This window comes from Verrucosispora sp. ts21, from assembly GCF_002879555.1.
Taxonomy (GTDB): Bacteria; Actinomycetota; Actinomycetes; order Mycobacteriales; family Micromonosporaceae; genus Micromonospora; species Micromonospora gifhornensis.
This window is the reverse complement of the sequence record NZ_PNOZ01000052.1, coordinates 1-23,268: the sequence shown is the minus strand read 5'-3', so window position 1 is coordinate 23,268 and position 23,268 is coordinate 1. Positions and strand designations below refer to the sequence as shown.

The window sequence follows — 23,268 nt, the reverse complement described above, 5'->3', positions numbered from 1 at the left end:
ATGCGGCCCGTCGTGGCTGTGGTTACGCCCGGCCCGCAGGCCGACCGGTGGTGATCAGGCGGCCCGCAGGGCCGGACCGGCGGTGATCGCACGCGGACCGCGTCCGATCGCGACCTGGCCCGACTGGACCATTTCCTTGATGCCGAACGACTCGAGGTCGCGCAGCAGCGCGTCGAGTTTGTCGGGGGTGCCGGTGGCCTCGATGGTGAGGGTGTCCGCGGCCACGTCGACCACCCGGGCGCGGAACAGGCTTACCGTCTCCAGGACCTGCCCCCGGGCGTTACGGTCGGCGCGCACCTTCACCAGCAGCAACTCACGGGCAACCGAGGTCGACGGGTCCAGCTCGACGATCTTGAGCACGTTGACCAGCTTGTTGAGCTGCTTGGTGACCTGCTCCAGCGGCGAGGAGTCGGCGTTGACCACGATGGTGATCCGCGAGACGTCCGGGTTCTCGGTCTCGCCGACCGCGAGACTGTCGATGTTGAAGCCGCGCCGGGAGAACAGCCCGGAGACCCGGGCCAGCACGCCCGGCTTGTTCTCCACCAACACGGAGAGCGTGTGCATCGTCATTAGATATCGTCCTCGTCGAAGGTCGGGCGAACGCCGCGGGCGAACATGATCTCGTCGTTGCTGGTACCGGCGGCGACCATCGGCCAGACCATCGCGTCCTTGCCGACCACGAAGTCGATGACCACCGGTGCGTCGTTGATGGACATCGCCGCCTCGATCGTCTTGTCGACGTCCTCGGCGGTCTCGCACCGCAGCCCGACGCAGCCGAGCGCCTCGGCCAGCTTGACGAAGTCCGGAATGCGGTGCTTGTGGGTGCCCAGGTCGGTGTTGGAGTAGCGCTCACCGTAGAACAGGGTCTGCCACTGGCGGACCATGCCGAGGTTGCCGTTGTTGATCACGGCGATCTTGACCGGGATGCCCTCCAGCGCGCAGGTGGCCAGCTCCTGGTTGGTCATCTGGAAGCAGCCGTCGCCGTCGATGCCCCAGACCACCGTGTCGGGCCTGCCGACCTTGGCGCCCATCGCCGCCGGCACCGCGTAGCCCATGGTGCCGAGGCCACCGGAGTTCAGCCAGGTCTGCGGCTTCTCGTACGAGATGAACTGGGAGGCCCACATCTGGTGCTGGCCGACGCCGGCGACGTAGATCGCGTCCGGGCCGGCGATCTCGCCCAGCCGCTTGATCACGTACTGCGGGGAGAGGGTGCCGTCGGAGGGCTCCTCGTAGCCCAGCGGGTAACGCGCACGCAGGTCGTCCAGCTGCGTCCACCAGTCGCCGAGCTCGGCGACCCGCCCGGCCGCCCGCTCGGCGGTGACCGCCGCGAGCAGCTCGTCGATGACGTACCGGGCGTCACCGACGATCGGCACGTCGGCGTGCCGGTTCTTGCCGATCTCGGCCGGGTCGATGTCGGCGTGGACCACCGTGGCGTCCGGCGCGAACGAGTCCAGCTTGCCGGTGACCCGGTCGTCGAACCGGGCGCCGAGCGCCACGATCAGGTCGGCCTTCTGCAGCCCGTAGACCGCGGCGACCGTGCCGTGCATGCCGGGCATGCCCAGGTGCTGCCGGTGCGAGTCGGGGAACGCGCCGAGCGCCATCAGGGTGGTCACCACCGGGATGCCGGTCAGCTCGGCCAGCCGGCGCAGCCCCTCGGTGGCCCCGGCCTTGAGCACGCCGCCGCCGACGTAGAGCACCGGGCGGCGGGCGGTGGTCATCAGCCGGGCCGCTTCGCGGATCTGCTTGCCGTGCGGATGCATGGTCGGCCGGTAGCCGGGCAGATCCAGGGTGGGCGGCCAGGCGAAGGTGGTCTCCGCCTGGAGGACGTCCTTGGGGATGTCCACCAGGACCGGACCGGGCCGACCGGTCGAGGCCAGGTGGAACGCCTCGGCCAGGATGCGGGGGATCTCGCTGGCGTCCTGCACCAGGAAGTTGTGCTTGGTGATCGGCAGCGTGATGCCCTGGATGTCCGCCTCCTGGAAGGCGTCCGTGCCGATGGCGGGCCGGGCCACCTGGCCGGTGATCGCCACCAGCGGCACCGAGTCCATGTACGCGTCGGCGATCGGGGTGACCAGGTTTGTCGCACCCGGACCGGAGGTCGCGATGCAGACACCGACCCGGCCGGTGGCCTGCGCGTAGCCGGTCGCCGCGTGGCCGGCGCCCTGCTCGTGCCGGACCAGGATGTGCCGGACGGTCGAGTCGTACAGCGGGTCGTACGCCGGCAGGATCGCGCCACCGGGGATACCGAAGACGACGTCGACGCCGAGTGCCTCCAGGGAGCGCACCAGCGAGCCGGCGCCGGAGACCTGAGCGGGGCGTACCGCCGGGGCCGCAGCGGCGGCGCGGGTGTGGTCGTTGTCACCCGTGGTCTCGGCGGAGCTACGGGCGCGCCGGACGGAGTGGGCGAGCGTCTCTGGTGTGGGTCTCGTCATGGCGATTGCCTTCGGCTGGAGTTGGTTGGGCTGCTCACACTGTGCACGCGGACGAACCGCGGGCGTTGGGTCGACGGCAACAAAAAAGCCCTCGTGCCAGATGCACGGGGCCAGCGCACTCTCAGACAGAGAGTGCGCTCAGATAAGTACTCGCAGCGACCGGTACGACATGGCTCAAGACTGACGCATCTCATGCGATGAGTCAACTGATCCCACATTTTGGTTCACGGACGTGGCGCACCACCCCCCGAAAGGCCACCTGCACCCGGCTTGACGTGCTCTGATGTGCCGTTTCCGGCCCTCGGCGCCGGCGTCGGCCCGGATGCCGGACTCCCCGGCCGTGCCGGTCGGGCCCCCGGGGAGGTGGCCGCCTCCAGCATCGCCTCCAGATGCTCGGCCGGTACGCCCCAACCGAACAACGCGCCCTGCCCGAATCGACAGCCGGCGGCCACCACGGCGGCCAGCTCGGTGGGGGTGGTGACCCCCTCGGCGATGACCTCCAGGCCGAACTGGTGACCCAGCCGCATGACGATGTCGACCATGGGGGCGAAGGCCGGGCCGTCGCGCCCGACCGGCCGGACCGGCTCGTGCTCGGCCACCAACCCGTGGTCGATCTTGAGAATGTCGATCGGGAGCCGGCGCAGCTGCCCCAGCGAGGAGTAGCCGGCGCCGAAGTCGTCGAGGGCGATCCGCACACCGGTCCGCCGCAGCGCCGTCAGCCGCCGGATCAGCTCGTCCAGATCGGTGGCGACCGCGTGCTCGGTGACCTCCAGCACCAGCCGCTGCGGCGGGACGTGGTGGGTACGCAGCGCCTCGGCGACCTGGACCACGTAGGCGGGGGCGTGCAGTTCGCGCGGCGAGACGTTCACCGACACCCAGACGTCGTGCCCCTCGGCGAGCCACCGGGACAGTTGACGACAGGCCTCGTGCAGCACCCAGGCACCGAGTTCGGCGATGATCCCGGACTCCTCGGCCAGCGGGATGAACTCGTCCGGCCGGACGTTGCCGAGCTCCGGGTGGTGCCAGCGCAGCAGCGCCTCCGCGCCGACCGGGCGCACCGACGGCAGGGATGCCACCGGCTGGAAGACCAGCCGCAGCTCGTTGCGGCCGATCGCGCCGCGCAACTCGTGCTCCAGTGTGGTCCGCCGACGCAGCAGCCGGTCGTACGCGCCGTCGTAGCGCTCGATCCGGTTCTTGCCCCGCTGCTTGGCGTAGCGCAGCGCCAGATCGGCGTGCCGCAGCAGCAGCTCGACGTCCGGTGTGTCCGCCCAGGTCGCCAGGCCGATGCTGACCGAGCAGAAGACCGGCCCCTCGGGCTGCGGGTAGGCCCCGCCCAGCACCTTCAGCAGCCGCTCGGCGACCGCCCCCGCCTCGGCCGGCCCGCCGTGCATCAGCACCGCGAACTCGTCCCCGCCGAGGCGGGCGGCGAGGTCGCCGGGGCGCAGGTTGGCCCGCAGCCGCTGGCCGACCTCGACCAGCACCGCGTCCCCGACGTCGTGGCCGCGCATGTCGTTGACGTTCTTGAAGCCGTCCAGGTCCAGGCTGAGCAGCATGCAGGGGGTGCCCGCCGCCGCGCACTCGTGCAGCGCACGCAGCAGCCCGCGCCGGTTTTCCAACCCGGTCAACGCATCGGTGTGCGCGAGCTGCCGGAAGTGCGCCTCCCGCTCGGCGAGCCGTCGGGCGTACGCCCGGACCTGGTGCAGGGTGAGGTGTTGCCGGGCGACCAGGGCGAAGCCCTCCACGCTGCCGGCGACGATGCCCAGCGCGTCGAACCGGCCGTCCTGGAGCAGGTGGTACATCGCCGAGCCGGCCATCGCGGCCATCGGGACGAAGGCGTACTCGCCGTCGTGGCGGATCACGTCGGTGGTGAGCTGCCCGGCCGGGTCGATGCGGCTCATCGCCACCGCGGCGGTCAGCAGGCCCACGGCGAGCACCACCAGGCTCATCGACGTCATCGCGGGACCGACCTGACAGAGCCCGGTCGCCACGCCGAGGCCACCGCTTGTCGCCACGGAGATGCCGGCGCCCAGCACGGCGACGCCACGGCGCGGCGGTCTGGCCCGCAGCACCAGGATGATGGCGAGGCCACTGCACAGCGCCGCGCTGATCGAGGCGAGCAGGATCGCCGGGCAGGCCATCGGGGTGGCGTCGCCGAGCACTCTGGTCGGCTCGGAGAGCAGCACCCAGCCGACGAACCACAGCGCGGCCCCCACCACGACGCTGTCCAGCGCGAGCCGGGCGGCTGCGCCGACCGAACCGGCCACCCCGGGCATCCGGAGCAGGCCGGCACAGAACAGCAGGCCGCTCACCGCGGTGCCCACGGCGACCGCACTCGCCCAACTGGTGCGTTGCGACTGCTCGTGCGCCCAGTGTTCACTCGCGCTCAGCGCACCGGCGGCGGCCAGCAGCAGGGTGACCAGGGACACCGCCGCGGCGACGGTGAACAGCACGTACGCCTGCCGGTGTGGGCCACTACGATGCCGGGCGGCGGCGGCCAGCAACACACCGGCCACGATGGCGACCAACGCGCTCAGCACCGCGGCGCCGATCATGCCCGGGGGTGTGTGCACGGTCTCAACTTTGCCGGATCACCGCCGTCCGTGGGGATCTGGTGTGCATCTGTTGGGACACAGTGCGCTCGCCTGTTCGTTGCCGGTTCGCCGGTGTCAGACTGGTACACATGCCTGAGCTGCGGTCGAAGACCTCCACGCACGGTCGGACGATGGCCGGTGCCCGGGCCCTGTGGCGGGCCACCGGGATGACCGACGACGATTTCGGCAAGCCGATCGTCGCCATCGCGAACAGTTTCACCCAGTTCGTCCCGGGTCACGTACACCTCAAGGACATGGGCGGCCTGGTGGCCGAGGCGGTGGCCGAGGCCGGCGGGGTGGGCCGGGAGTTCAACACGATCGCGGTCGACGACGGCATCGCCATGGGCCACGGCGGCATGCTCTACTCCCTGCCCAGCCGGGAGCTGATCGCCGACGCGGTGGAGTACATGGTCAACGCGCACTGCGCCGACGCCCTGGTCTGCATCTCCAACTGCGACAAGATCACCCCCGGCATGCTGCTGGCCGCGCTGCGGCTCAACATCCCGACCGTCTTCGTCTCCGGCGGCCCGATGGAGGCCGGCAAGACGGTGGCCATCGAGGGCATCGTCCACTCCAAGATCGACCTGATCGACGCGATGATCGCCTCTTCCAACGAGGCGGTCACCGACGACCAGCTCGGCGAGATCGAGCGTTCCGCCTGCCCGACCTGTGGCTCCTGCTCGGGCATGTTCACCGCGAACTCGATGAACTGCCTCACCGAGGCGATCGGGCTGGCGCTGCCCGGCAACGGCTCGACGCTTGCCACCCACGCCGCGCGGCGGTCGCTGTTCGTCGAGGCCGGCCGCACCGTCGTGGACATCGCCAAGCGGTGGTACGACCAGGACGACGACTCGGTGCTGCCCCGGGTGGTGGCCTCCCGGGCCGCGTTCGAGAACGCCGTCGCCCTGGACGTGGCGATGGGTGGCTCGACAAACACGATCCTGCACCTGCTGGCCGCCGCCCGCGAGGCCGAGCTGGACTTCACCGTCGCCGACATCGACGAGATCTCCCGCCGGGTGCCCTGCCTGGCCAAGGTCGCCCCGAACTCCCCGCAGTACCACATGGAGGACGTGCACCGGGCCGGTGGCATCCCGGCCATCCTCGGCGAACTGGACCGCGCCGGCCTGCTGCGCCGGGAGGTGCACGCGGTGCACTCCCCCACTCTGGAGCGCTGGCTGGCCGACTGGGACGTGCGCGGCGGCTCGGCCACCCCCGAGGCGACCGAGTTGTTCCACGCCGCGCCGGGCGGGGTGCGCACCACCGAGCCGTTCTCCACCACCAACCGCTGGTCCACTCTGGACACCGACGCCGCCGAGGGCTGCATCCGGGACCTGGAGCACGCGTACAGCGCCGACGGCGGGTTGGCCATCCTCTACGGCAACCTGGCACCGGACGGCTGCGTGGTGAAGACCGCCGGGGTGCCCGAGGAGTGCCTGACCTTCCGCGGCCCGGCGAAGGTGTACGAGTCGCAGGACGACGCGGTGACCGCCATCCTGGCCAAGGAGATCGTCGCCGGGGACGTGGTGGTGATCCGCTACGAGGGCCCCAAGGGCGGCCCCGGCATGCAGGAGATGCTCTACCCCACCTCGTTCCTCAAGGGCCGAGGACTGGGCCGGGCCTGCGCGCTGCTCACCGACGGCCGGTTCTCCGGTGGCACCTCGGGCCTGTCCATCGGCCACGCCTCCCCCGAGGCCGCCGCCGGCGGGCTGATCGCGCTTGTGGAGCCGGGCGACGAGATCGTCATCGACATCCCGAACCGGTCGATCGAGTTGAACGTGCCGGCCGACGTGCTGGACGCCCGACGGGTCGCCCAGGAGAAGCGGGACCGCCCGTACACCCCGGTCGACAGGCAACGCCCGGTCTCCGCGGCGCTGCGCGCGTACGCCTCGATGGCCACCTCCGCCAGCGACGGCGCGTACCGTCGCGTCCCCGAGTGAGCTAGACGCGCAGACGGTGCGGGTACCGGCGTTCGTTCCCGGTCTGTCGCTGGCGGCGAGCACGTACCACGAGGCGGTACGGCCGATCCTCGACGTCGCCTTCCCTCGGCTGGTGCACTCGGCGGCGCTGCTGGGCCCGGGTTCGGACGTGCTCGGCTACGACACCGCCCGCTCGACCGACCACGACTGGGGACCGCGCCTGCTGCTGTTCCTGGCACCCGCGGACGCCCGGCGGCACGCCGACGACCTCGTCGGTGTGCTCGCCGAGCGGCTGCCCTCCTCGGTGCAGGGCTGGAGCACGAACTTCAGCCCACCCGAACCCGGACGCTCGCGCACCCTGCAACCTGTCGGCGACGCCCCGATCGCGCACCGCATCGAGGTGCTCGACCTCGACACCTGGCTCGCCACCCACCTCGGCCCCGACCCGCGCGACGGCATGCACACCCGCGACTGGCTGGCCATCCCCACCCAACGGCTGCTGGAGGTCACCTCGGGTGCGGTCTTCCACGACGGTCTCGGCCACCTGACGTCGATTCGCGCCGCGCTCGCCTGGTATCCCGACGACATCTGGCGATACCTGCTGGCCTGCCAGTGGCGGCGCATCGCCCAGGAGGAAGCCTTCCCCGGCCGGTGTGCGGAGGTCGGCGACGACCTCGGCTCCCGGCTGGTCACCGCCCGGCTGGTCCGCGACCTGATGCGCCTGGCGCTGCTCGTCGAACGTCGCTACCCGCCCTACGCCAAATGGCTGGGTACGGCGTTCGTCCGGCTGCGCTGCGCCCCGACGCTGCAACCGCTGCTCACCGATGCCCTCACCGCCGCCGACTGGCCGCACCGTGAAAGCGCGCTCTGCGCCGCGTACGAACATCTCGCCCGCGCGCACAACGACCTGGGCCTCTGCGACCCGGTCGAGCCCACGGTGCGTCCGTTCCACGATCGACCGATGCGGGTGCTGGCCGCGGACCGCTTCGCCGACGCCACCCACCGGGCGATCACCGACCCGGAGGTGTCGACGCTGCCACGGCACGTGGGCGGCGTGGACCAGTTCGTGGACAGCACCGACGTCCTCGGTGTGGCCGACCGGGCCCGCGCGGTCACCGGCGCACTGTACGGACCACACGCACCCTGAGCACCCGTCCCGGCAGCACGCACGATCGTCGATCACGGTTCACCCTGCCGCCGTGCCGTTTTCGGTAGCGTGGCGATCGTGGATCGTGAATGGGGAGGTACGTCGATGGGTGCGAGGCGGAGGGTCTACGCCGGTGTCACGACGGCGCTGCTCGCGGTGACGGCGACGTTCGCGGTGGCGGCACCGGCGGGTGCCGGTGGACGGCACCCCGCACCGGTACGGGTGGCCACGTTCAACGCCTCGCTGAACCGGGACACCGCCGGTGGGCTGGTCGCCGACCTGTCCCGCCGGGACAACGCCCAGGCCGCCAACGTCGCCGAGGTGATCCAGCGGGTACGCCCCGACGTACTGCTGATCAACGAGTTCGACCACGACCCGGCCGGCCGGGCGTTGGCGCTCTTCCAGGACAACTACCTCTCCGTGCCCCGCAACGGCAGCCGGGCCATCCACTACCCGTACCGGTACGCCGCCCCGTCGAACACCGGCGTCCCCTCCGGCCACGACCTCAACAACGACGGCACCGTCGGCGGGCCCGACGACGCGTACGGCTTCGGTCTCTTCCCCGGCCAGTACGGCATGGCGGTCTACTCGGCGTACCCGATCGACGTGGCGAAGGTCCGTACGTTCCAGACGTTCCGCTGGCGGGACATGCCCGGCGCCCTGCTGCCCGACGACCCGTCCACCCCCGAGCCGGCCGACTGGTACTCCCCGGCGGAACTGGCCGACCTGCGGCTGTCCTCGAAGAGCCACTGGGACCTGCCGATCCGGTTGCCGGGCCGTACCGTGCACCTGCTGGCCAGCCACCCGACGCCGCCGGTCTTCGACGGGCCGGAGGACCGCAACGGCCGCCGCAACCACGACGAGATCCGCTTCTGGGCCGACTACGTCTCCCCTGGCCGGGGCGGCTACATCTACGACGACGCCGGGCGGCGCGGCGGGCTCCGGCCCGGCGCGGCCTTCGTGATCGCCGGGGACCTCAACGCCGACCCGTACGACGGCGACAGCGTGCCCGGCGCGGCGCAGCAACTGCTCGACCACCCCCGCGTCGACGATCGGGTCGTGCCGGCCAGCGCGGGTGGCCCGGCCGCCGCGCAGCGGCAGGGCGGCGCGAACCTCGACCACCGCGGCGATCCGCGCTTCGACACCGGCGACTTCGCCGACACCAGCCCCGGCAACCTGCGGGTCGACTACCTGCTGCCGAGCCGGGGTCTGCCGGTCCGTGCCGCCGGGGTCTTCTGGCCGGTGCCGGGTGACCCGCTGTTCCGGCTGGTCGGCGACTACTCCCCCACCCTGCCGGGTGGCTTCCCCACCTCCGACCACCGGCTGGTCTGGCTCGACCTGCGCTGAGGCCGCCCGCCGCAACGGCGTCCGGTCGTCGCCCGCTGGTCAGGCGGGGGCGGGCAGGGCGAGGACGCGGGCGTACGCGATGGCCGCCGGGGTGTCGGAGAAGATCAGGTTGTCGCGGCGGAGCTGGTCGGCCACGCCGAGGGTGTCCAGCACCTGGTCGTGGCCGGGATCGATGCCGGAGAGCAGCACGGTGATGCCGCGCCCCTGAAGCCGGCGGATGGCGTCGCCGAGCACCTGGGCACCTGTGGCGTCGACTGTGGTGACCCGGGCCATCCGGAGGATGACCACCCGGACGTCGGCCACGTCGGAGAGCTGGAGCAGGAAGTTGTGCGCGGCGGCGAAGAAGAGCGGCCCGTCGAGCCGGTAGGCCACGATGTGCTCGGCGAGCAGGGCCTGCTCCTCGGCGGTGTGGTCGTGGGCGTCCAGGGGGACCTGTTCGAGTTTGGCGCTGCGGGCCACGGCACGCAGCGCCACCACGATGGCGACGCCGACGCCGACCGCCACGGCGGTGACCAGGTCCCAGATGACGGTGACGGCGAAGGTGAGCACGAGCACCAGCGCGTCGCCCCGGGTGGCGCGGGCCAGCGCCCACAGCGAGGCGGCCTCCACCATCCGTACCGTGGTGGCCAGCAGGACCCCGGCGAGCGCCGCGAGGGGGATCCGACCGACGAGCGGCGCGGCGGCCAGCACGATGCCGGCCAGGGCGACGGCGTGGGTGAGCGCGGCGAGCTTGGACACCGCGCCGGCCCGGACGTTCACCGCGGTACGTGCGATCGCCGCAGTGGCCGGGATGCCGCCGAACAGCGGGGACGCCAGGTTGGCCAGCCCCTGCCCGAACAGTTCCCGATCCGGGTCGTGCCGCTGGTCGACAGTCATCCCGTCGGCGACGGTGGCCGAGAGCAGGCTCTCCAACGCGGCAAGCGCCGCCACCGCGAATGCGGCGGGCAGCAGGACCCCCACCGCACCGAGGTCGAGGAAGTCCAGCGACGGCGCGGGCAACGTCTGCGGCAGGGCGCCGATGCGGATCAGGTCGACAGGTACGAGTTCCGCGACGATCGTGGCGGCGGCCACGGCCAGCAGCGAGAACGGCACGCCGGGACGCCACCGGGCACCGATCAGCATCGCCGCCGCGACACCGAGGGCCACCGCGATCGCGGCCGGGTGCGGGTGTACGACGAAACGGGCGACCGCGTCGGCGGCCACCGCCCAGACCCGTTCGCCCTGCGCATCGGTGACGCCGAGCGCGGCCGGCACCTGTTGCAGGGCGATGACCACGGCGATGCCGGCGGTGAAGCCCTCGATCACCGGGACAGGGAGATACCTGACAAATCGCCCGAAGCGCGCGAAGGCCAGGACAAGCAGGATCACTCCGGCCATCGCGCCGACAAGCAGCACGCCGTTCGCCCCGAACTGCGCCACGATCGGCACCAGCACCACGGTCATCGCGCCGGTCGGCCCGGAGACCTGGAGGTTGGAGCCGCCGAAGACGGCGGCCACGGCACCGGCGACCACGGCGGTGATCAGCCCGGCCTCCGCCCCCAGCCCGGAGGTGACCCCGAAGGCGAGGGCCAGGGGCAGCGCGACGATGGCGACGGTGAGCCCGGCGAGCAGGTCGCGGCGGGGCGCTCGGCGTACCGCCGCAAGGTCGGCCCGGCCGGGCAGCAGGGCACGGACCCGCCCCCACACGGCGGCGAGGGCAGGACGCGGTGTGGCGGGAGTAGCCGCCTCGGCGCCGCTCACTGGTTCGGCCCGCCTGCCCGCAACTCGTCGAGCAGGCCGTCCCGGTCGGCGAGCACCGCGCCGAGGATCCGCCGTCCGGCGGCCAGCAGGTCGGCCACGTCGGGGGTGCTCAACGCGTACATCACCAGGGCACCGTCCCGGTAGGTGGTGACCATGCCGGCGCGGCGCAGCACGGCGAGCTGCTGGGAGAGGTTGGACGCCTCGACGTCGATGACGGCGAGCAGATCACGCACCGGCTTGGGGCCGTCCTGGAGCAACTCCAGCACCCGGATGCGGACGGGATGCCCGAGGGTGCGGAACAACTCCGCCTTCGCCTGGTACAGCGGCACCGACACGCCTCAGCCTCCTCGCCGCGCCCGGACGGGCACCCTGAAGACTTTAGCACTTGCAGGATTCTTCAAGTCAGAAGATCGTCCGCTGCCGGGCCGGGACGGTCCGGCCTCACCTCAGGTGTCGGGCGAAGAACCGGTTCGCGTCGTCTGCCTCGAACTGCGGGACGCCGGTGTGCCCGCCCATGTTGGCGTGCAGTGTCTTCTCCGTCGAGCCGAAGGCGTCGAACAGCTGAAGGGCCTGCTGCCTGTCGTTTCCTTCGTCGTCCCACTGCAGCAGAACCTGTAGCGGAATGGTGACCTTCCGGGCCTCCTCGAACATGGCACGGGGCACGAAACTACCGGCGAACAGCAGGGCGGCCGAGATGCGCGGCTCGACCACCGCCAGCCGGATGCCAATGGCGATGATTCCGCCCGAGTACCCGACCGGGCCGCCGATTTCGGGCAGCGAGAGCAGGGCGTCCAGGGCGGCCCGCCATTCCGGGACCGCCTGGTCGACAAGTGGCAGAACAAGCCGGTCGACTACCTCGTCGCCGACCGGCTCGCCGGCCTTCAGTGCCCGGCGCAGCTCGGTGCGGGCCTCCTCGACGGCGACGAGACGGGGCCGGTTACCGCCACCGGGAAGCTCGATGGTGGCGGCGGCGAAGCCCACCGCTGCGCAATGCTGGGCCCGGGCCGCCAATCGGGGATACATCGTCGGCAGTCCGCCGGGGTGGCCGAGCAGGATCACCGGCGCCGGAGCGGATACGGATGCGGGCGTCCACAGAATGCCGGGAATCTCGCCGAGGGTGAATTCGCGCTCGAGGACGCCGTCGTGGAGGCGCTGTTCGGAAGTGAACTCCATGGTCGTGCCTTTCGGGAGTGCTCGTGAACGGCGCTCCCGGACGACCTATCGCCCGACCGTGACCCCTGAGTGGAGCACCCATGTCGACCCATTCACGGATACCACCCCCTCGCTCTGCCCACGGCCTCCGCGAAACCTAACAGCACCCCCCACCCCCCGCCACCGCATTACTACCGCCCCACCACCTCTCCCAGTAAGCGTTGATCAAGAGATTTGCGTCGGATCCGGCCGGATTCCAGACGCAAACCTCTTGATCAACCAGCGCAAGTGCCAGGGACGGGGTCGGGGACGTGCGGTTGTTGGTCGTTGACGCAGCGGAGGGTGGGGCGGGTGGTGAGGGCGGTGGGGTCGAGCGGTGGGGTCGAGCGGACGGTGAAGGTGGTCGACTCGCCGGGGAGCAGGGTGATCAGGGCGTCGTCGACCTGGGCGGACGGGTCGAGCCGGTCGGGGAAGAGCGTGAGGTCGCGCAGGATGGTGCGGGCGGTTACCCGGACCAGTTGGCCGCTGTCGGCCGGCTCGACCGTGGCGTCGTACTCGGCCGGCGGGTAGTCGATCTCGCGATCCTCGGCGAAGAACCAGAGCGCACGGCCGGCGGGATCACCGGCGTCGGCGATCAGCAGTTCGCGCCGGGCCTCGTCGGGTCGGGTCAGCTCCGCCGGCAGCGCCAGGTTGACCGTGTCGTACGCGGGGACGTCGAGTGCCAGCGTCGTCTTCGCCCGTGGGTCCCCGGTGACGGTCAGGCGGGTGACCGTCACCGACGCACGCCAGGGTTGGCCACCGTCGTTGACCGCGACCAGCACCAGCCCACCGGCGTCGGTTCGGAAGCCGTCGCCGGACTGGCCGCCGGTGCTGGACTGGCCGTCGTCGCGGGGCTGCACGGTGAGCAGCCGGTCGGCGTACGCCCGGCGCAGCGCGTACCACAGGGGTTTGCGCCGGCCGTCGCCGTCCACGGCCGACCAGGAGGTGACCGGCCAGCAGTCGTTGAGCTGCCAGACGATGGTGCCCATGCACAGCCCGCGGTGTGAGCGGAAGTGTTCCACCCCGAGTTGGATGGCGCGGGCCTGGTTGAGCTGGGTGAAGTAGTGCCAGTCGTCGAAGTCGCGCGGCGCGGGCAGGTGGGCGTCCAGCCCTCGGCGCAGTTTCGCGTCGCCGTCGGTGGCCTTCTGGTGGTGCGCCATGCCGGGCGAGTCCGGGGCGAGCGGCTCGTCGGTAAGCGCCCGGCGCAGCGTCGCGTACGCCGGCGGGCCCTGGTAGCCGAACTCCGCGACGAACCGGGGCAGGTGGTCGCGGTACTTCACGTAGTCGTCGGTGTTCCACACGTCCCAGATGTGGGTGGTGCCGTACGCCGGGTCGTTGGGGTGGATCTGCTCGCTGCCCGACCAGGGGCTGCCGGGCCAGTACGGGCGCGTCGGGTCCAACTCGGCGACGATGCGGGGCAGCAGGTCCAGGTAGTAGCCGCGCCCCCAGGTGCGCCCGGCCAACTGCTCCTGCCAACCCCAGTCGTGCCAGCCCCAAATGTTCTCGTTGTTGCCGGTCCACAGCACCAGCGACGGGTACGACGCCAGCCGGGTCACCTGCTCGGCGGCCTCGGCGGCGACCTCACCGGCGTACGGCTCCTCCTCGGGGTAGGCCGCGCAGGCGAAGAGGAAGTCCTGCTGCACCAGCAGGCCACGTTCGTCGGCCAGGTCGTAGAAGTCGTCCGACTCGTACCGGCCGCCGCCCCAGACCCGCAGCAGGTTGATGTTGGCGTCGACGGCCTGGTCGAAGCGGTGGGTCAGGCGCTCGCGGGTGACCCGGGTCGGGAAGACGTCGTCGGGGATCCAGTTCACCCCCCGGACGAAGATCGGCACCCCGTTGACGTGCAGGGTGAACGGCGCGCCGTGGGCGTCCGGGGTGGTGTCGAGGCGTACCGAGCGGAAGCCGATCCGCCGGTGCCAGGCGTCGAGCAGGTCGCCGTCCGGCCCGTGCAGGGTGACGTCCAGGTCGTGACGGGGCTGGTCGCCGTGACCTCGCGGCCACCACAGGGCGGGTCGCGGCACGTCGAGGGTCAGTGTGGCGCTCCGCTGTCCCGCCGCGACTGTCGTCTCGGCGGTCACCCCGGCCACCTGGGCCCGCACGGTGAGCGGCAGGTCGGCCAGCCGGTCCACCTCGACCTGCACCGCCACCCGCCCGTCGACGCCGTCGAGCGTGACCAGCGGGCGTACGGTGGCCAGCCGGGCGACCGACCAGCCGTGCAGGCCGATCTGCTGCCAGATGCCGGCGGTGACCAGGGTCGGCCCCCAGTCCCAGCCGAAGTTGCAGGCCATCTTGCGGATGAACTGGAACGGCTCGGGGTAGGCGTTGGGCCGGTCGCCGAGGCGGTCGCGGTGCGCGTGGGCGTACCGGTAGGCGGAGTCGAAGCGTACGGCCAGGGTGTTGTCTGTGGGTTGGAGCAGCGAGGTGACGTCGAAGCGGTAGCCGCGATGCATGTTCTCGGTGCGGCCGACCTCGACGCCGTTGACGGTGACCGTGGCGACCGTGTCGAGCCCGGCACAGACCAGGTCGAGCCGCTGGTGGGTGCCGCCCGGGCGGTCGAAGGTCGTCTCGTACGACCAGTCGGTGTGCCCGATCCAGGCCAGCGCGGTCTCGTTGTCGTCGAGGTACGGGTCGGGGATCAACCCGGCGGCGAGCAGATCGGTGTGCACGCAGCCGGGCACGGTGGCCGGCACCGTCACGCCGTCGACCTCGGGTGGCACCTGCGGGCCGGACACCGCCCGCAGGGTCCAGCCGTCGTGCAGCGCCTGCCGAAGCGGACCGGTCCCCCGCGCGTCGCTCACGATGTCACCGCTCCCCGTCCCCACAGGTCGAGAAATGTCGACTGAACCGGATAAGTGACGCCACCGTACGGGTGCACTTCCCGAGTGTCAACGGTGCGACCGGGACATCGTCTTCGGCCCGAAAACCCTTTACTGATCGGGACTTCAGGCCGGACACCTTGTCGTCGTGCAGCCCGGAATCGACGCCATCGTTCGGACTGAACCGAACAAGCAGCGCCGTTCCGGCCCGCGCCTGGCCGATGGCGGTCGAGGGGTAGCCTGTCCAGCGACAACGGACTGGCTCAGGGGGGCGCACGCCGGTGAAGCGGCCCACGATCGCGGATGTCGCCCGCCGGGCGGGGGTTTCCAAGGGCGCGGTGTCGTACGCGCTCAACGGCCAGCCCGGCGTCTCCGAGGCGACCCGACAACGCATCCTCGCCATCGCCGCCGAGATCGGCTTCAGCCCGAGCAGCGCGGCCCGTGCGTTGTCCGGCGCGACCGCCCGGGCGATCGGCCTGATCCTCGCTCGGCCCGCCCAGACGCTCGGCATCGAACCGTTCTTCATGGAGTTGATCAGCGGCGTCGAGGTGGAACTCTCCGCCCGGTCGTACGCGCTGACCCTGCAGGTGGTGGCCGATGCCGACGCCGAGATCGCGGTCTACCGCCGGTGGTGGGGTGAGCGGCGGGTCGACGGGGTGCTCGTCTGCGACCTGCGCACCGACGACCAGCGGGTGCCGGTGCTTGAGGAGTTGCGGCTGCCCGCCGTGGTGATCGGCGGGCCGACCGGCACCGGCCGGTTGGCCAGCGTCTGGTCGAACGACGCGGCGGCCCTGGTGGAGACAGTGGAATACCTGTACGCCCTGGGGCATCGCCGGGTGGCCCGCGTCGCCGGCCTGCCCGACCTGCTGCACACCACCATCCGCACGCAGGCCTTCACCGAGGTGTGCCAGCGCCTCGGTCTCGCCGAGGCGGTCGTCGCCTCCACCGACTACACCGGCGAGGAGGGTGCGCGGGCGACCCGTCGGCTGCTCAGCTCCCGGATCCGCCCCACCGCTGTCATCTACGACAACGACGTGATGGCCATCGCCGGATTGTCGGTGGCCCAGGAGATGGGTCTCGCCGTCCCCGCCGATCTGTCCATCGTGGCCTGGGACGACTCGCCACTGTGTCGGCTGGTGCATCCGCCACTGACCGCGGTGGGACGCGACATCCCCGCGTACGGCGCACACGCCGCCCGGCAACTCCTGCAACTGATCGAGGGTGCGCCGGCGACCGACCTGGAGGACGAGCAGGCACACCTGACGCCTCGCGGCAGCACCGGCCCGCCCCGCATAGGGGCATGAACCGGTTAAGCATTCACCGCGAGGCGGACGGGAACTCCTCGAAGTACGCCTCGACCCGCTCGGCCGTCGCGGGACGCGCCAACTCGTACCCCTGGCCGTAGCGGCACCCCGCGCGGCAGGCCGCCTCCACCTGATGGGCGGACTCCAGCCCCTCGGCCACCAGTTCCGCGCCCAACCGGTCGGCGACGGTGACCACCACGTCCAGCAGGGGGCGGTCCCGGCTCGCCTCGGTCACCTCCGGCCCGACCTTGAGCAGGTCGATCGGCAGTCGCCGGAGCTGGGCGAGGGATGCCTGCTCGGCCCGGAAGTCGTCAAGCGCGGTGCGGATGCCCAACGACCGCAGCCCGGCCAGTCGGGCCACGACGGTCGGCAGCTCGGTGCAGACCCGCGGCTCGGCCACCTCGATCACCAACTGGTCCGGTGCCACCCCGTGTGCGGCAAGCACCGCCGCCGTCCGGGGTACGAAGTCCGGTGAGATCAGTTCACGGGTGGTGACGTTCACCGCCATCCACAGCCGCCGCCCGCCCACTGACCACTCCGCCACCTGCCGGCAGGCCCGGTCCAACACCCAGACACCCAGTTCACCGACGATGTCGAGATCCTCCGCCACCGGCAGCAGCTCGGCCGGAAACACTGTGCCGAGGACCGGGCTGCGCCAGCGCAGCAGCGCCTCCGTACCGACCGGCAGCCGGTCGGCGAGCCCGATCACCGGTTGGTAGACCAGATCCAGCTCGCCTCGGGCGACCGCGCCGGGCAGTTCCCGCTCCAGATCCAGCCGACGGACCAGCTGCTCCTCCAGGTACGCGTCGTACCACTCGATCCGGTCCCGGCCCAGCTGCACCGCGCGTCGTCGGGCCAGGTCCGCCTGGCGCAACACGTCCTCCGGCCGGCCGTGGGCCAGTTCGGCCAACCCGACGCTGGCCCGCGAGCGCAGCACCGCGCCGGACACCTCGTACGGTCGGTCCAACGCCTCGAGCAGCCGAGCGCCCAACGCGTAGGCCAGCAGCGCCGCCACGCCGGTGACCACCGCGAAACCGCTGCCAGCCAGGTCGATCACCTCGTCGTCGACGGCCGTCACAGCCCTCGCCCGACGCACGGCCTCGGCGGCCACGTCGTCCCGCGCGGACACCCCGGGCACCTCGGTGAGGTGCAGGTCCACCACCAGCAGGGTGCCGGTCGCCGACTCCGACCGCGCCGCCAGCGCCCGCAGCAGGGCGGCACGTCCAACCGGTACGGGCTCCCCGACGACGGCTCCGGCCCCGGTTTTTCCGGCCCCGGTCTCGGCGGTCGGAGGCGGGGCGGTGTGAGCCGGGGCGGTCTGGGTCGGGGTGGCCTGGGTCGGGGTGGCCTGGGTCGGGGTGGTCTGGGCCTGGGTGGTCTGGGCCGGGGTGGTCTGTGGCCCGACGTTTAGCAGTTCACGAGCCACCAGGGCGGGCACCGCGGCGAGGGCGAGCACGACGGTGGTGTGGTCGGGCAGTTGCCCGGACTGCAACTGGTGCACGACGGCCAGCACCACCCCGATCGCCGGGACCACCACCCGCGGCCAGACCACCGGGGCAAGTGGCGGTTCCCCGTCCGCCTCCACCACGCGCCGTACCCCGGCGGCGGTCAGCAGCACGCCGATCACCAGCGGCGCGACCGCCAGCAGGGCCGCGCGCCCGACCCCGGTCGGCAGCGCAGCCAGCAGCGTCAACGCGAGCAGGATCAGTCCCGCGCCGGCCCGGCAGCGGGTGATGCCGGACGCCCGGTCCGGCCCGGTCAGCAGGGCGAGCACGCTGCCGGCCAGCAGACCGATGGCCACCGCCGCGACCAGGCGCACCGGGGTCGGCACGCCCGCGTACGGCAGCAGCAGCCAGGCGGTGAGCACCAGGCAGGCACCGGCCACAGCGCCGTCGAGCAGTCGACGCCACCACAGCCGGCCCGGCGTCGCCGCTCGGCGCGGCAGGCTGAACAGGCCACCGCCGAGCAGCGCAGCGGTGCCGGCCAGACCGGCGACGGCGGCGGTCGAGCGACCACCGACGGCGACCAGCGGCAGCACCGCCGCGGTCAGACCGGCGCTCACCACCGCAGCGTGTAGCAGGGCGGCGGCCCGACGCGGCCGAGCGGCCCGACGGCGGGCGAGCCGCCCGCCGGGCGTACCGAGGGTCGGCGCATCGGGGCCGGCGGCGAGCCGGGACAGCCGTACACCGGCCAGCGTCGAGCCGGCCGCACCGGCGAGCGCCACCACCGCCAGCGCCGGCATCGAGCCGGCCGCACCGACGACGACAAGCACAGACACCACCGCGAGTACGCACGTCTCCGGCAGGGCGGAGCGTCGGACGATGGCGCGGAACACGGACGCGACGGGCACGACATTCGCCTTCGTGAGGGGGCACTGGGGCGGTGCGGCGGTGCGAGGGCGGGCGGCTGGTCGGCTACTCACCCCCGAGAACGAGCAAGCACGCAATCAGTGACGCCCATTGAGTCAGATCACTGTACGCGCTCGGTTGACCACACAGAATCAGGGCCCCCGGACGGACCGGTTCGCAACCCACTGCCGTCCGGGCCGGCGATGGTGGGATCATCGAGGGGTGAGCCGCACCGATACCACCCGATTCCGGCACCACCAGGCCATCCTGGTCGGGGCGATCATCGCCACCATCGGCGCCCTGCCACTGGCCGACGCCCGCGCGTACCTGCTGCCGGTGCTGCTGGTGCCCCTGGCGGTGGCCGTCTGGGCCTGGCGGGCCGGCACCGATGCGAATCCGGACGGTCTGCGGCTACGGGCGCTGCTCGGCGACCGCCAGATCCGCTGGGACCAGATCGTCGAGCTGGGCGGCGACACCCGCGGCCGGGCGGTCGCCCTTCTCGACGACGGTCGGCAACTCGTCCTGCCCGCGGTACGCCACGTCGACCTGCCACTGCTGGTGGCGGCGGCCGACCGAGGCGACCCGGTGGCCGACCGCGACGACGTCCCGGTGGCTCAGTAGCCGTCCACCACCACGTTGTCGGGCTGTTCTCCGGCAACGAACCGCCGGATCTGCTGGCCCACCAGGCGGTACGCCCGGGGCAACAGCCCCCGCACCGACCCGGCCACGTGCGGAGTGATCAGCACGTTCGGCAACTCCCAGAGCGGATGATCGGCCGGCAGCGGCTCCGGGTCGGTGACGTCCAGGGCCGCCCGGATCCGGCCGCCGGCCACCTCGGCGACCAGCGCCTCGGTGACGACCACCGGCCCCCGGGCGGCGTTGACGAGCAACGCGCCGTCGCGCATCGCGGCCAGGAACGACTCGTCCACCAGTCCTCGGGTCTGCTCGGTCAGCGGCACCAGCAGCACCACGACGTCAGCCTGTGGCAGCAGCGTGGGCAGGTCTTCGACCCCGTACACGCCCTGCTCGGGACGCGGGGTGCGGGCGACCAGGTCGAACTGCACCTCGAACGGGGCCAGCCGGTCACGCACGGCGGTGCCGATCGAACCGGCCCCGACGATCAGGATCCGCTTGCCGGCCAGTTCGTCGGTGGGCGCCACCTCGTCGTACACCCAGCGCCGCTGCGCCTGGGCGCGGATCATCGCCGGGAAACCGCGCAGCTGGGACAGGATGGCGGTGACCACCCACTCGGCGGTGGACGGGTCGTGCACGCCCCGGGCGTCGCAGAGCACGACTCCCGGCGGAATCCGCCCGACCCAGGTGTCCGCCCCCGCCGAGAGCAACTGGACCACCGCCAGGTCGGGCAGGTCACGCAGCAGGGCGGTGGCCGCCGCCGGAGCGAGGAAGGGTGGCACCCAGAAACGCACGCCGGACGTCGACGACGGCAGCCGGGCCGGATCACTCATCGTCTCGACGACGACCTCCGGCGGCAGCTCACCCAGCAGGTCGTGGCCGGTCTCGTGCGGAATCCATACCTTCACGCCCGCTGACGATAGCCCTCGCGACGGTTACCGCCGCCGAGGGGCCGCGTACGCGCCCACCGACGCCCGCGTCCGCAGCGGACTACCCTGGGCCGGGTGAGCGCCAGTCCCCCAGTCTCCCGCGCCCTTAAGCTCCGTACGCTTCTCGCCGCGTCCGGCGCGACACTCCTGCTGGCCGCCGCCGGTTGCAGCCTCGGCGAACCGGAGCCGGACCCGGCCGGTAAGCCCCCGAACCTGCCCACTCCGTCGACCAGCGCCGGCAACGGCGGCCAGGAGGTCGTCGCCACCGTGCTCGCCAAGGGGTTGCGGGTGCCGTGGGGCATCGCCTTCCTGCCCGACGGCGGCGCTCTGGTCACCGAACGCGACACCGGCCGGATCGTCCAGGTCGGCCCGGAGTCGTCCCCGGACGGCCTGCGGGTCACCGAGGTGCAGACCATCGACGACGTGGCCGCCTCGGGCGAGGGTGGCCTGCTGGGTATCGCCGTGTCACCGAAGTTCGCGCAGGACCGCACGGTCTTCGTCTACTACACCGCCGAACAGGACAACCGGATCGCCCGGCTGCGGCTCGGCGAGGAACCCACCCCGATCCTGACCGGCATCCCCAAGGCGGGCATCCACAACGGCGGCGGGCTGGCCTTCGGCCCCGACGGGCAGCTCTACGCCAGCACCGGCGACGCCGGGGACACCGACCAGTCACAGGACGTCAAGCAGCTCGGCGGCAAGATCCTGCGGATCACCCCGGACGGCAAGCCGGCACCCGGCAACCCGTACCCGGACTCGCCCGTCTGGTCGCTGGGCCACCGCAACGTGCAGGGCATCGCCTGGGACGGCGACCGGATGTACGCGGTGGAGTTCGGTCAGAACACCTGGGACGAGATCAACCAGATCACCAAGGGCAAGAACTACGGCTGGCCCGAGGTCGAGGGCCAGGGCGACGACGAGAAGTACGTCGACCCCATCGTGCAGTGGCCGACCGACGAGGCGTCCTGCTCGGGGCTGGCCGCCGTCGAGCGGACGCTGGCCACCGCGTGCCTGCGCGGCCAGCGGCTCTGGCTGGTCGAGCTGACCGACACCGGTACGGTCCTCGGGCAGCCCCAGGCGCTGCTGACCGAGCAGTACGGGCGACTGCGTGCCGTCGCGGCCGCCCCGGACGGCTCGATCTGGGTGAGCACCTCCAACCATGACGGCCGGGGTCGACCCGCCCCCGAGGACGACCGACTGTTGCGACTTGTTTTCGCAGGTGGCGGAGCTGGGCGAAGCTGAGGCACCCTCGAAGCACCACACCTCAGGTTTGTCAAGATCCTTCGGCAGGCAGGTCAGAATCTCACCATGGGTGATCAGGAACACGAGCAGCCGGAGCACGGCCGGGAGGCCGAGACGCCGGCCCGCCGTCCGAGACGCTTTGCGTCACTGCGGCGGACCGATGCCGCGCCGCGCCGCTCCGGGCGGCTCACCGGCGTACGCCGGATCGGGGTCGCCCTGGCCGTGCTGGTCGTCACCCTGGCCGGAGTGCTGCTCGGCACCCTCGCCGGCGGGCAGGTCGGCACGGACATCGGCCCGTTCCGGGCCAAACTGTCCCTCTCGCCGTCCGTCGACGGTGGCACCACCGTCAAGATCCCACCGCTGGGGGCGCTCCTGCTCAACAGCCACGACGGGCCGACCCAGCTGACCGTCGAGCTGGGCGCGCTGGACCAGAGTCGGGTCGAGGCACTGCTGGACGATCCGGCGAGCCTGAACCGGGCCACCCAGTCGGCGGTCGACGAGGTCACCGACGGCGTGCTGCGCCTCGGGCTGCGTACGCTCGGTGCCACCGTGCTGGCCACCGTGCTGCTGGCCCTGCTGGTCTTCCGCAACACCCGCCGGGCCGCCTGGGCCGGCGCACTGGCGCTGCTGATCACCGCGGGCAGCCTGGGCACCGCGGCGACGACGCTACGGCCCCAGGCGATCGAGGAGCCGACGTACGAAGGGCTGCTGGTCAACGCACCCGCAATCGTCGGTGACGTACGCAAGATCGCCAACGACTACACCCGGTACGCCGAGCAGCTCCAGCGCCTCATCGGCAACGTCACCCAGCTCTACACCACCGTGTCGGCGCTGCCCGTGTACGAGCAGGACCCGGGCACCACCCGTGTGCTGCACATCTCCGACATGCACCTCAACCCGACCGCCTGGCAGCTCATCCGCACCGTGGTGGAGCAGTTCGGCATCGACGTGATCATCGACACCGGCGACATCACCGACTGGGGCAGCGAACCGGAGGCGTCCTACGTCGGCTCGATCAGCCTGCTCCGCAAGCCGTACGTCTACATCCGGGGCAACCACGACTCGGGGCGTACGTCGGCGGCGGTGGCCCGTCAGCCGAACGCGATCGTGCTGGACAACGCGACCACCACCGTCGCCGGGCTCACCATCGCCGGCATCGGCGACCCCCGCTTCACCCCGGACAAGAGCACCTCACCGGCCGCCGGCGGGCTCATCCCGCCCACCGCCGACGAGTTGACCGCCACGGGTGAGAAGCTCGCCGCCACGATCCGCAGCGCGCCCAAGCCGGTGAACCTCGCTCTGGTGCACGACCCGGTCATCGCCGCCCCGCTGGCCGGCACCACCCCGCTCGTGCTCGCCGGCCACATCCACCGCCGGCAGATCGACCAGCTGCCGGAGGTCCCCGGCCAGCAGCCCACCACGCTGATGGTGCAGGGCTCCACCGGCGGCGCCGGCCTGCGCGGCCTCGAAGGCGAGGAGCCCACCCCGCTGACCATGACGGTGCTCTACTTCGACCAGGAGAAGCAGCTCCAGGCGTACGACAACATCACCGTCGGCGGCACCGGCCAGGCCCAGGTCAACCTCGAACGCACCGTCATCAACCCCCCACCCACCCCCCTGACCACCCCAACC

16 protein-coding genes are annotated in these 23,268 nt (G+C 72.0%); 7 read left to right on the top strand and 9 right to left on the bottom strand.

Annotated elements, in window-relative coordinates; all coding sequences use genetic code 11:
• Window positions 1–54: 54 nt before the first annotated feature.
• The 3 genes from ilvN to C1A38_RS21295 form a co-directional block, all read right to left on the bottom strand.
• A complete protein-coding gene (gene ilvN, locus C1A38_RS21305) occupies window positions 55–570 on the bottom strand; it encodes an acetolactate synthase small subunit (RefSeq protein ID WP_102659526.1) in 516 nt (171 codons plus the stop codon).
• Window positions 570–2,432, bottom strand: coding sequence for an acetolactate synthase large subunit (locus C1A38_RS21300; protein WP_102659525.1), 1,863 nt, complete (start codon window positions 2,430–2,432; stop codon window positions 570–572). Before C1A38_RS21300 ends, ilvN begins: the two co-directional genes overlap by 1 nt.
• Before the next feature lie 224 nt (window positions 2,433–2,656).
• Window positions 2,657–5,002, bottom strand: coding sequence for a putative bifunctional diguanylate cyclase/phosphodiesterase (locus C1A38_RS21295; protein WP_233196938.1), 2,346 nt, complete (start codon window positions 5,000–5,002; stop codon window positions 2,657–2,659).
• A gap of 110 nt (window positions 5,003–5,112) precedes the next feature.
• On the opposite strand from C1A38_RS21295, the gene ilvD reads away from it, so the two are divergent.
• The 3 genes from ilvD to C1A38_RS21280 all read left to right on the top strand — a co-directional run bounded on the left by ilvD (window position 5,113) and on the right by C1A38_RS21280 (window position 9,433).
• Window positions 5,113–6,960, top strand: coding sequence for a dihydroxy-acid dehydratase (gene ilvD, locus C1A38_RS21290; RefSeq protein WP_102659523.1), 1,848 nt, complete (start codon window positions 5,113–5,115; stop codon window positions 6,958–6,960).
• Between the two features lie 16 nt (window positions 6,961–6,976).
• The gene (locus C1A38_RS21285; RefSeq protein ID WP_102659522.1) at window positions 6,977–8,086 is read left to right on the top strand and encodes a DUF4037 domain-containing protein; all 1,110 of its coding nucleotides are present in this window, start codon (window positions 6,977–6,979) and stop codon (window positions 8,084–8,086) included.
• A gap of 105 nt (window positions 8,087–8,191) precedes the next feature.
• The gene (locus C1A38_RS21280) at window positions 8,192–9,433 is read left to right on the top strand and encodes an endonuclease/exonuclease/phosphatase family protein (protein ID WP_102659521.1); all 1,242 of its coding nucleotides are present in this window, start codon (window positions 8,192–8,194) and stop codon (window positions 9,431–9,433) included.
• 39 nt (window positions 9,434–9,472) lie between these two features.
• On the opposite strand, the gene C1A38_RS21275 is transcribed toward C1A38_RS21280, so the two are convergent.
• The 4 genes from C1A38_RS21275 to C1A38_RS21255 all read right to left on the bottom strand — a co-directional run bounded on the left by C1A38_RS21275 (window position 9,473) and on the right by C1A38_RS21255 (window position 15,162).
• Window positions 9,473–11,119 (bottom strand): SulP family inorganic anion transporter, encoded by a 1,647-nt coding sequence (locus C1A38_RS21275; protein ID WP_102659545.1) that lies wholly within the window; start codon window positions 11,117–11,119, stop codon window positions 9,473–9,475.
• Between the two features lie 50 nt (window positions 11,120–11,169).
• Window positions 11,170–11,508, bottom strand: a complete 339-nt coding sequence (locus C1A38_RS21270; protein ID WP_102659520.1) for an ArsR/SmtB family transcription factor — start codon at window positions 11,506–11,508, stop codon at window positions 11,170–11,172.
• 106 nt (window positions 11,509–11,614) lie between these two features.
• Window positions 11,615–12,346, bottom strand: a complete 732-nt coding sequence (locus C1A38_RS21265) for an alpha/beta hydrolase family protein (RefSeq protein WP_102659519.1) — start codon at window positions 12,344–12,346, stop codon at window positions 11,615–11,617.
• Between the two features lie 254 nt (window positions 12,347–12,600).
• Window positions 12,601–15,162 (bottom strand): glycoside hydrolase family 2 protein, encoded by a 2,562-nt coding sequence (locus tag C1A38_RS21255; protein WP_102659544.1) that lies wholly within the window; start codon window positions 15,160–15,162, stop codon window positions 12,601–12,603.
• Window positions 15,163–15,461: 299 nt separating this feature from the next.
• Between C1A38_RS21255 and C1A38_RS21250 the strand changes: the two genes are divergently transcribed.
• The gene (locus C1A38_RS21250; RefSeq protein ID WP_102659517.1) at window positions 15,462–16,484 is read left to right on the top strand and encodes a LacI family DNA-binding transcriptional regulator; all 1,023 of its coding nucleotides are present in this window, start codon (window positions 15,462–15,464) and stop codon (window positions 16,482–16,484) included.
• A gap of 13 nt (window positions 16,485–16,497) precedes the next feature.
• Here C1A38_RS21250 and C1A38_RS21245 read toward each other — a convergent pair whose 3' ends face one another.
• Window positions 16,498–18,834, bottom strand: a complete 2,337-nt coding sequence (locus tag C1A38_RS21245; protein ID WP_102659516.1) for a bifunctional diguanylate cyclase/phosphodiesterase — start codon at window positions 18,832–18,834, stop codon at window positions 16,498–16,500.
• Between the two features lie 220 nt (window positions 18,835–19,054).
• On the opposite strand from C1A38_RS21245, the gene C1A38_RS21240 reads away from it, so the two are divergent.
• Complete coding sequence (locus tag C1A38_RS21240; RefSeq protein WP_102659515.1) at window positions 19,055–19,453, top strand: PH domain-containing protein; 399 nt, start codon at window positions 19,055–19,057, stop codon at window positions 19,451–19,453.
• Here the strand turns inward: C1A38_RS21240 and C1A38_RS21235 are convergent.
• The gene (locus C1A38_RS21235; RefSeq protein WP_102659514.1) at window positions 19,447–20,373 is read right to left on the bottom strand and encodes a 2-hydroxyacid dehydrogenase; all 927 of its coding nucleotides are present in this window, start codon (window positions 20,371–20,373) and stop codon (window positions 19,447–19,449) included. The two genes, C1A38_RS21240 and C1A38_RS21235, sit on opposite strands and share 7 nt — an antisense overlap.
• Window positions 20,374–20,460: 87 nt before the next feature.
• Here C1A38_RS21235 and C1A38_RS21230 point away from each other — a divergent pair, with 87 nt between their 5' ends.
• Together C1A38_RS21230 and C1A38_RS21225 are read left to right on the top strand one after the other, a co-directional pair.
• Window positions 20,461–21,636: a PQQ-dependent sugar dehydrogenase gene (locus tag C1A38_RS21230; RefSeq protein WP_373306938.1), complete on the top strand. Its 1,176-nt coding sequence runs from the start codon at window positions 20,461–20,463 to the stop codon at window positions 21,634–21,636.
• A 66-nt stretch (window positions 21,637–21,702) separates the two neighbouring features.
• A partial coding sequence (locus tag C1A38_RS21225; RefSeq protein ID WP_102659512.1) for a metallophosphoesterase occupies window positions 21,703–23,268 on the top strand: 1,566 nt, incomplete at its 3' end.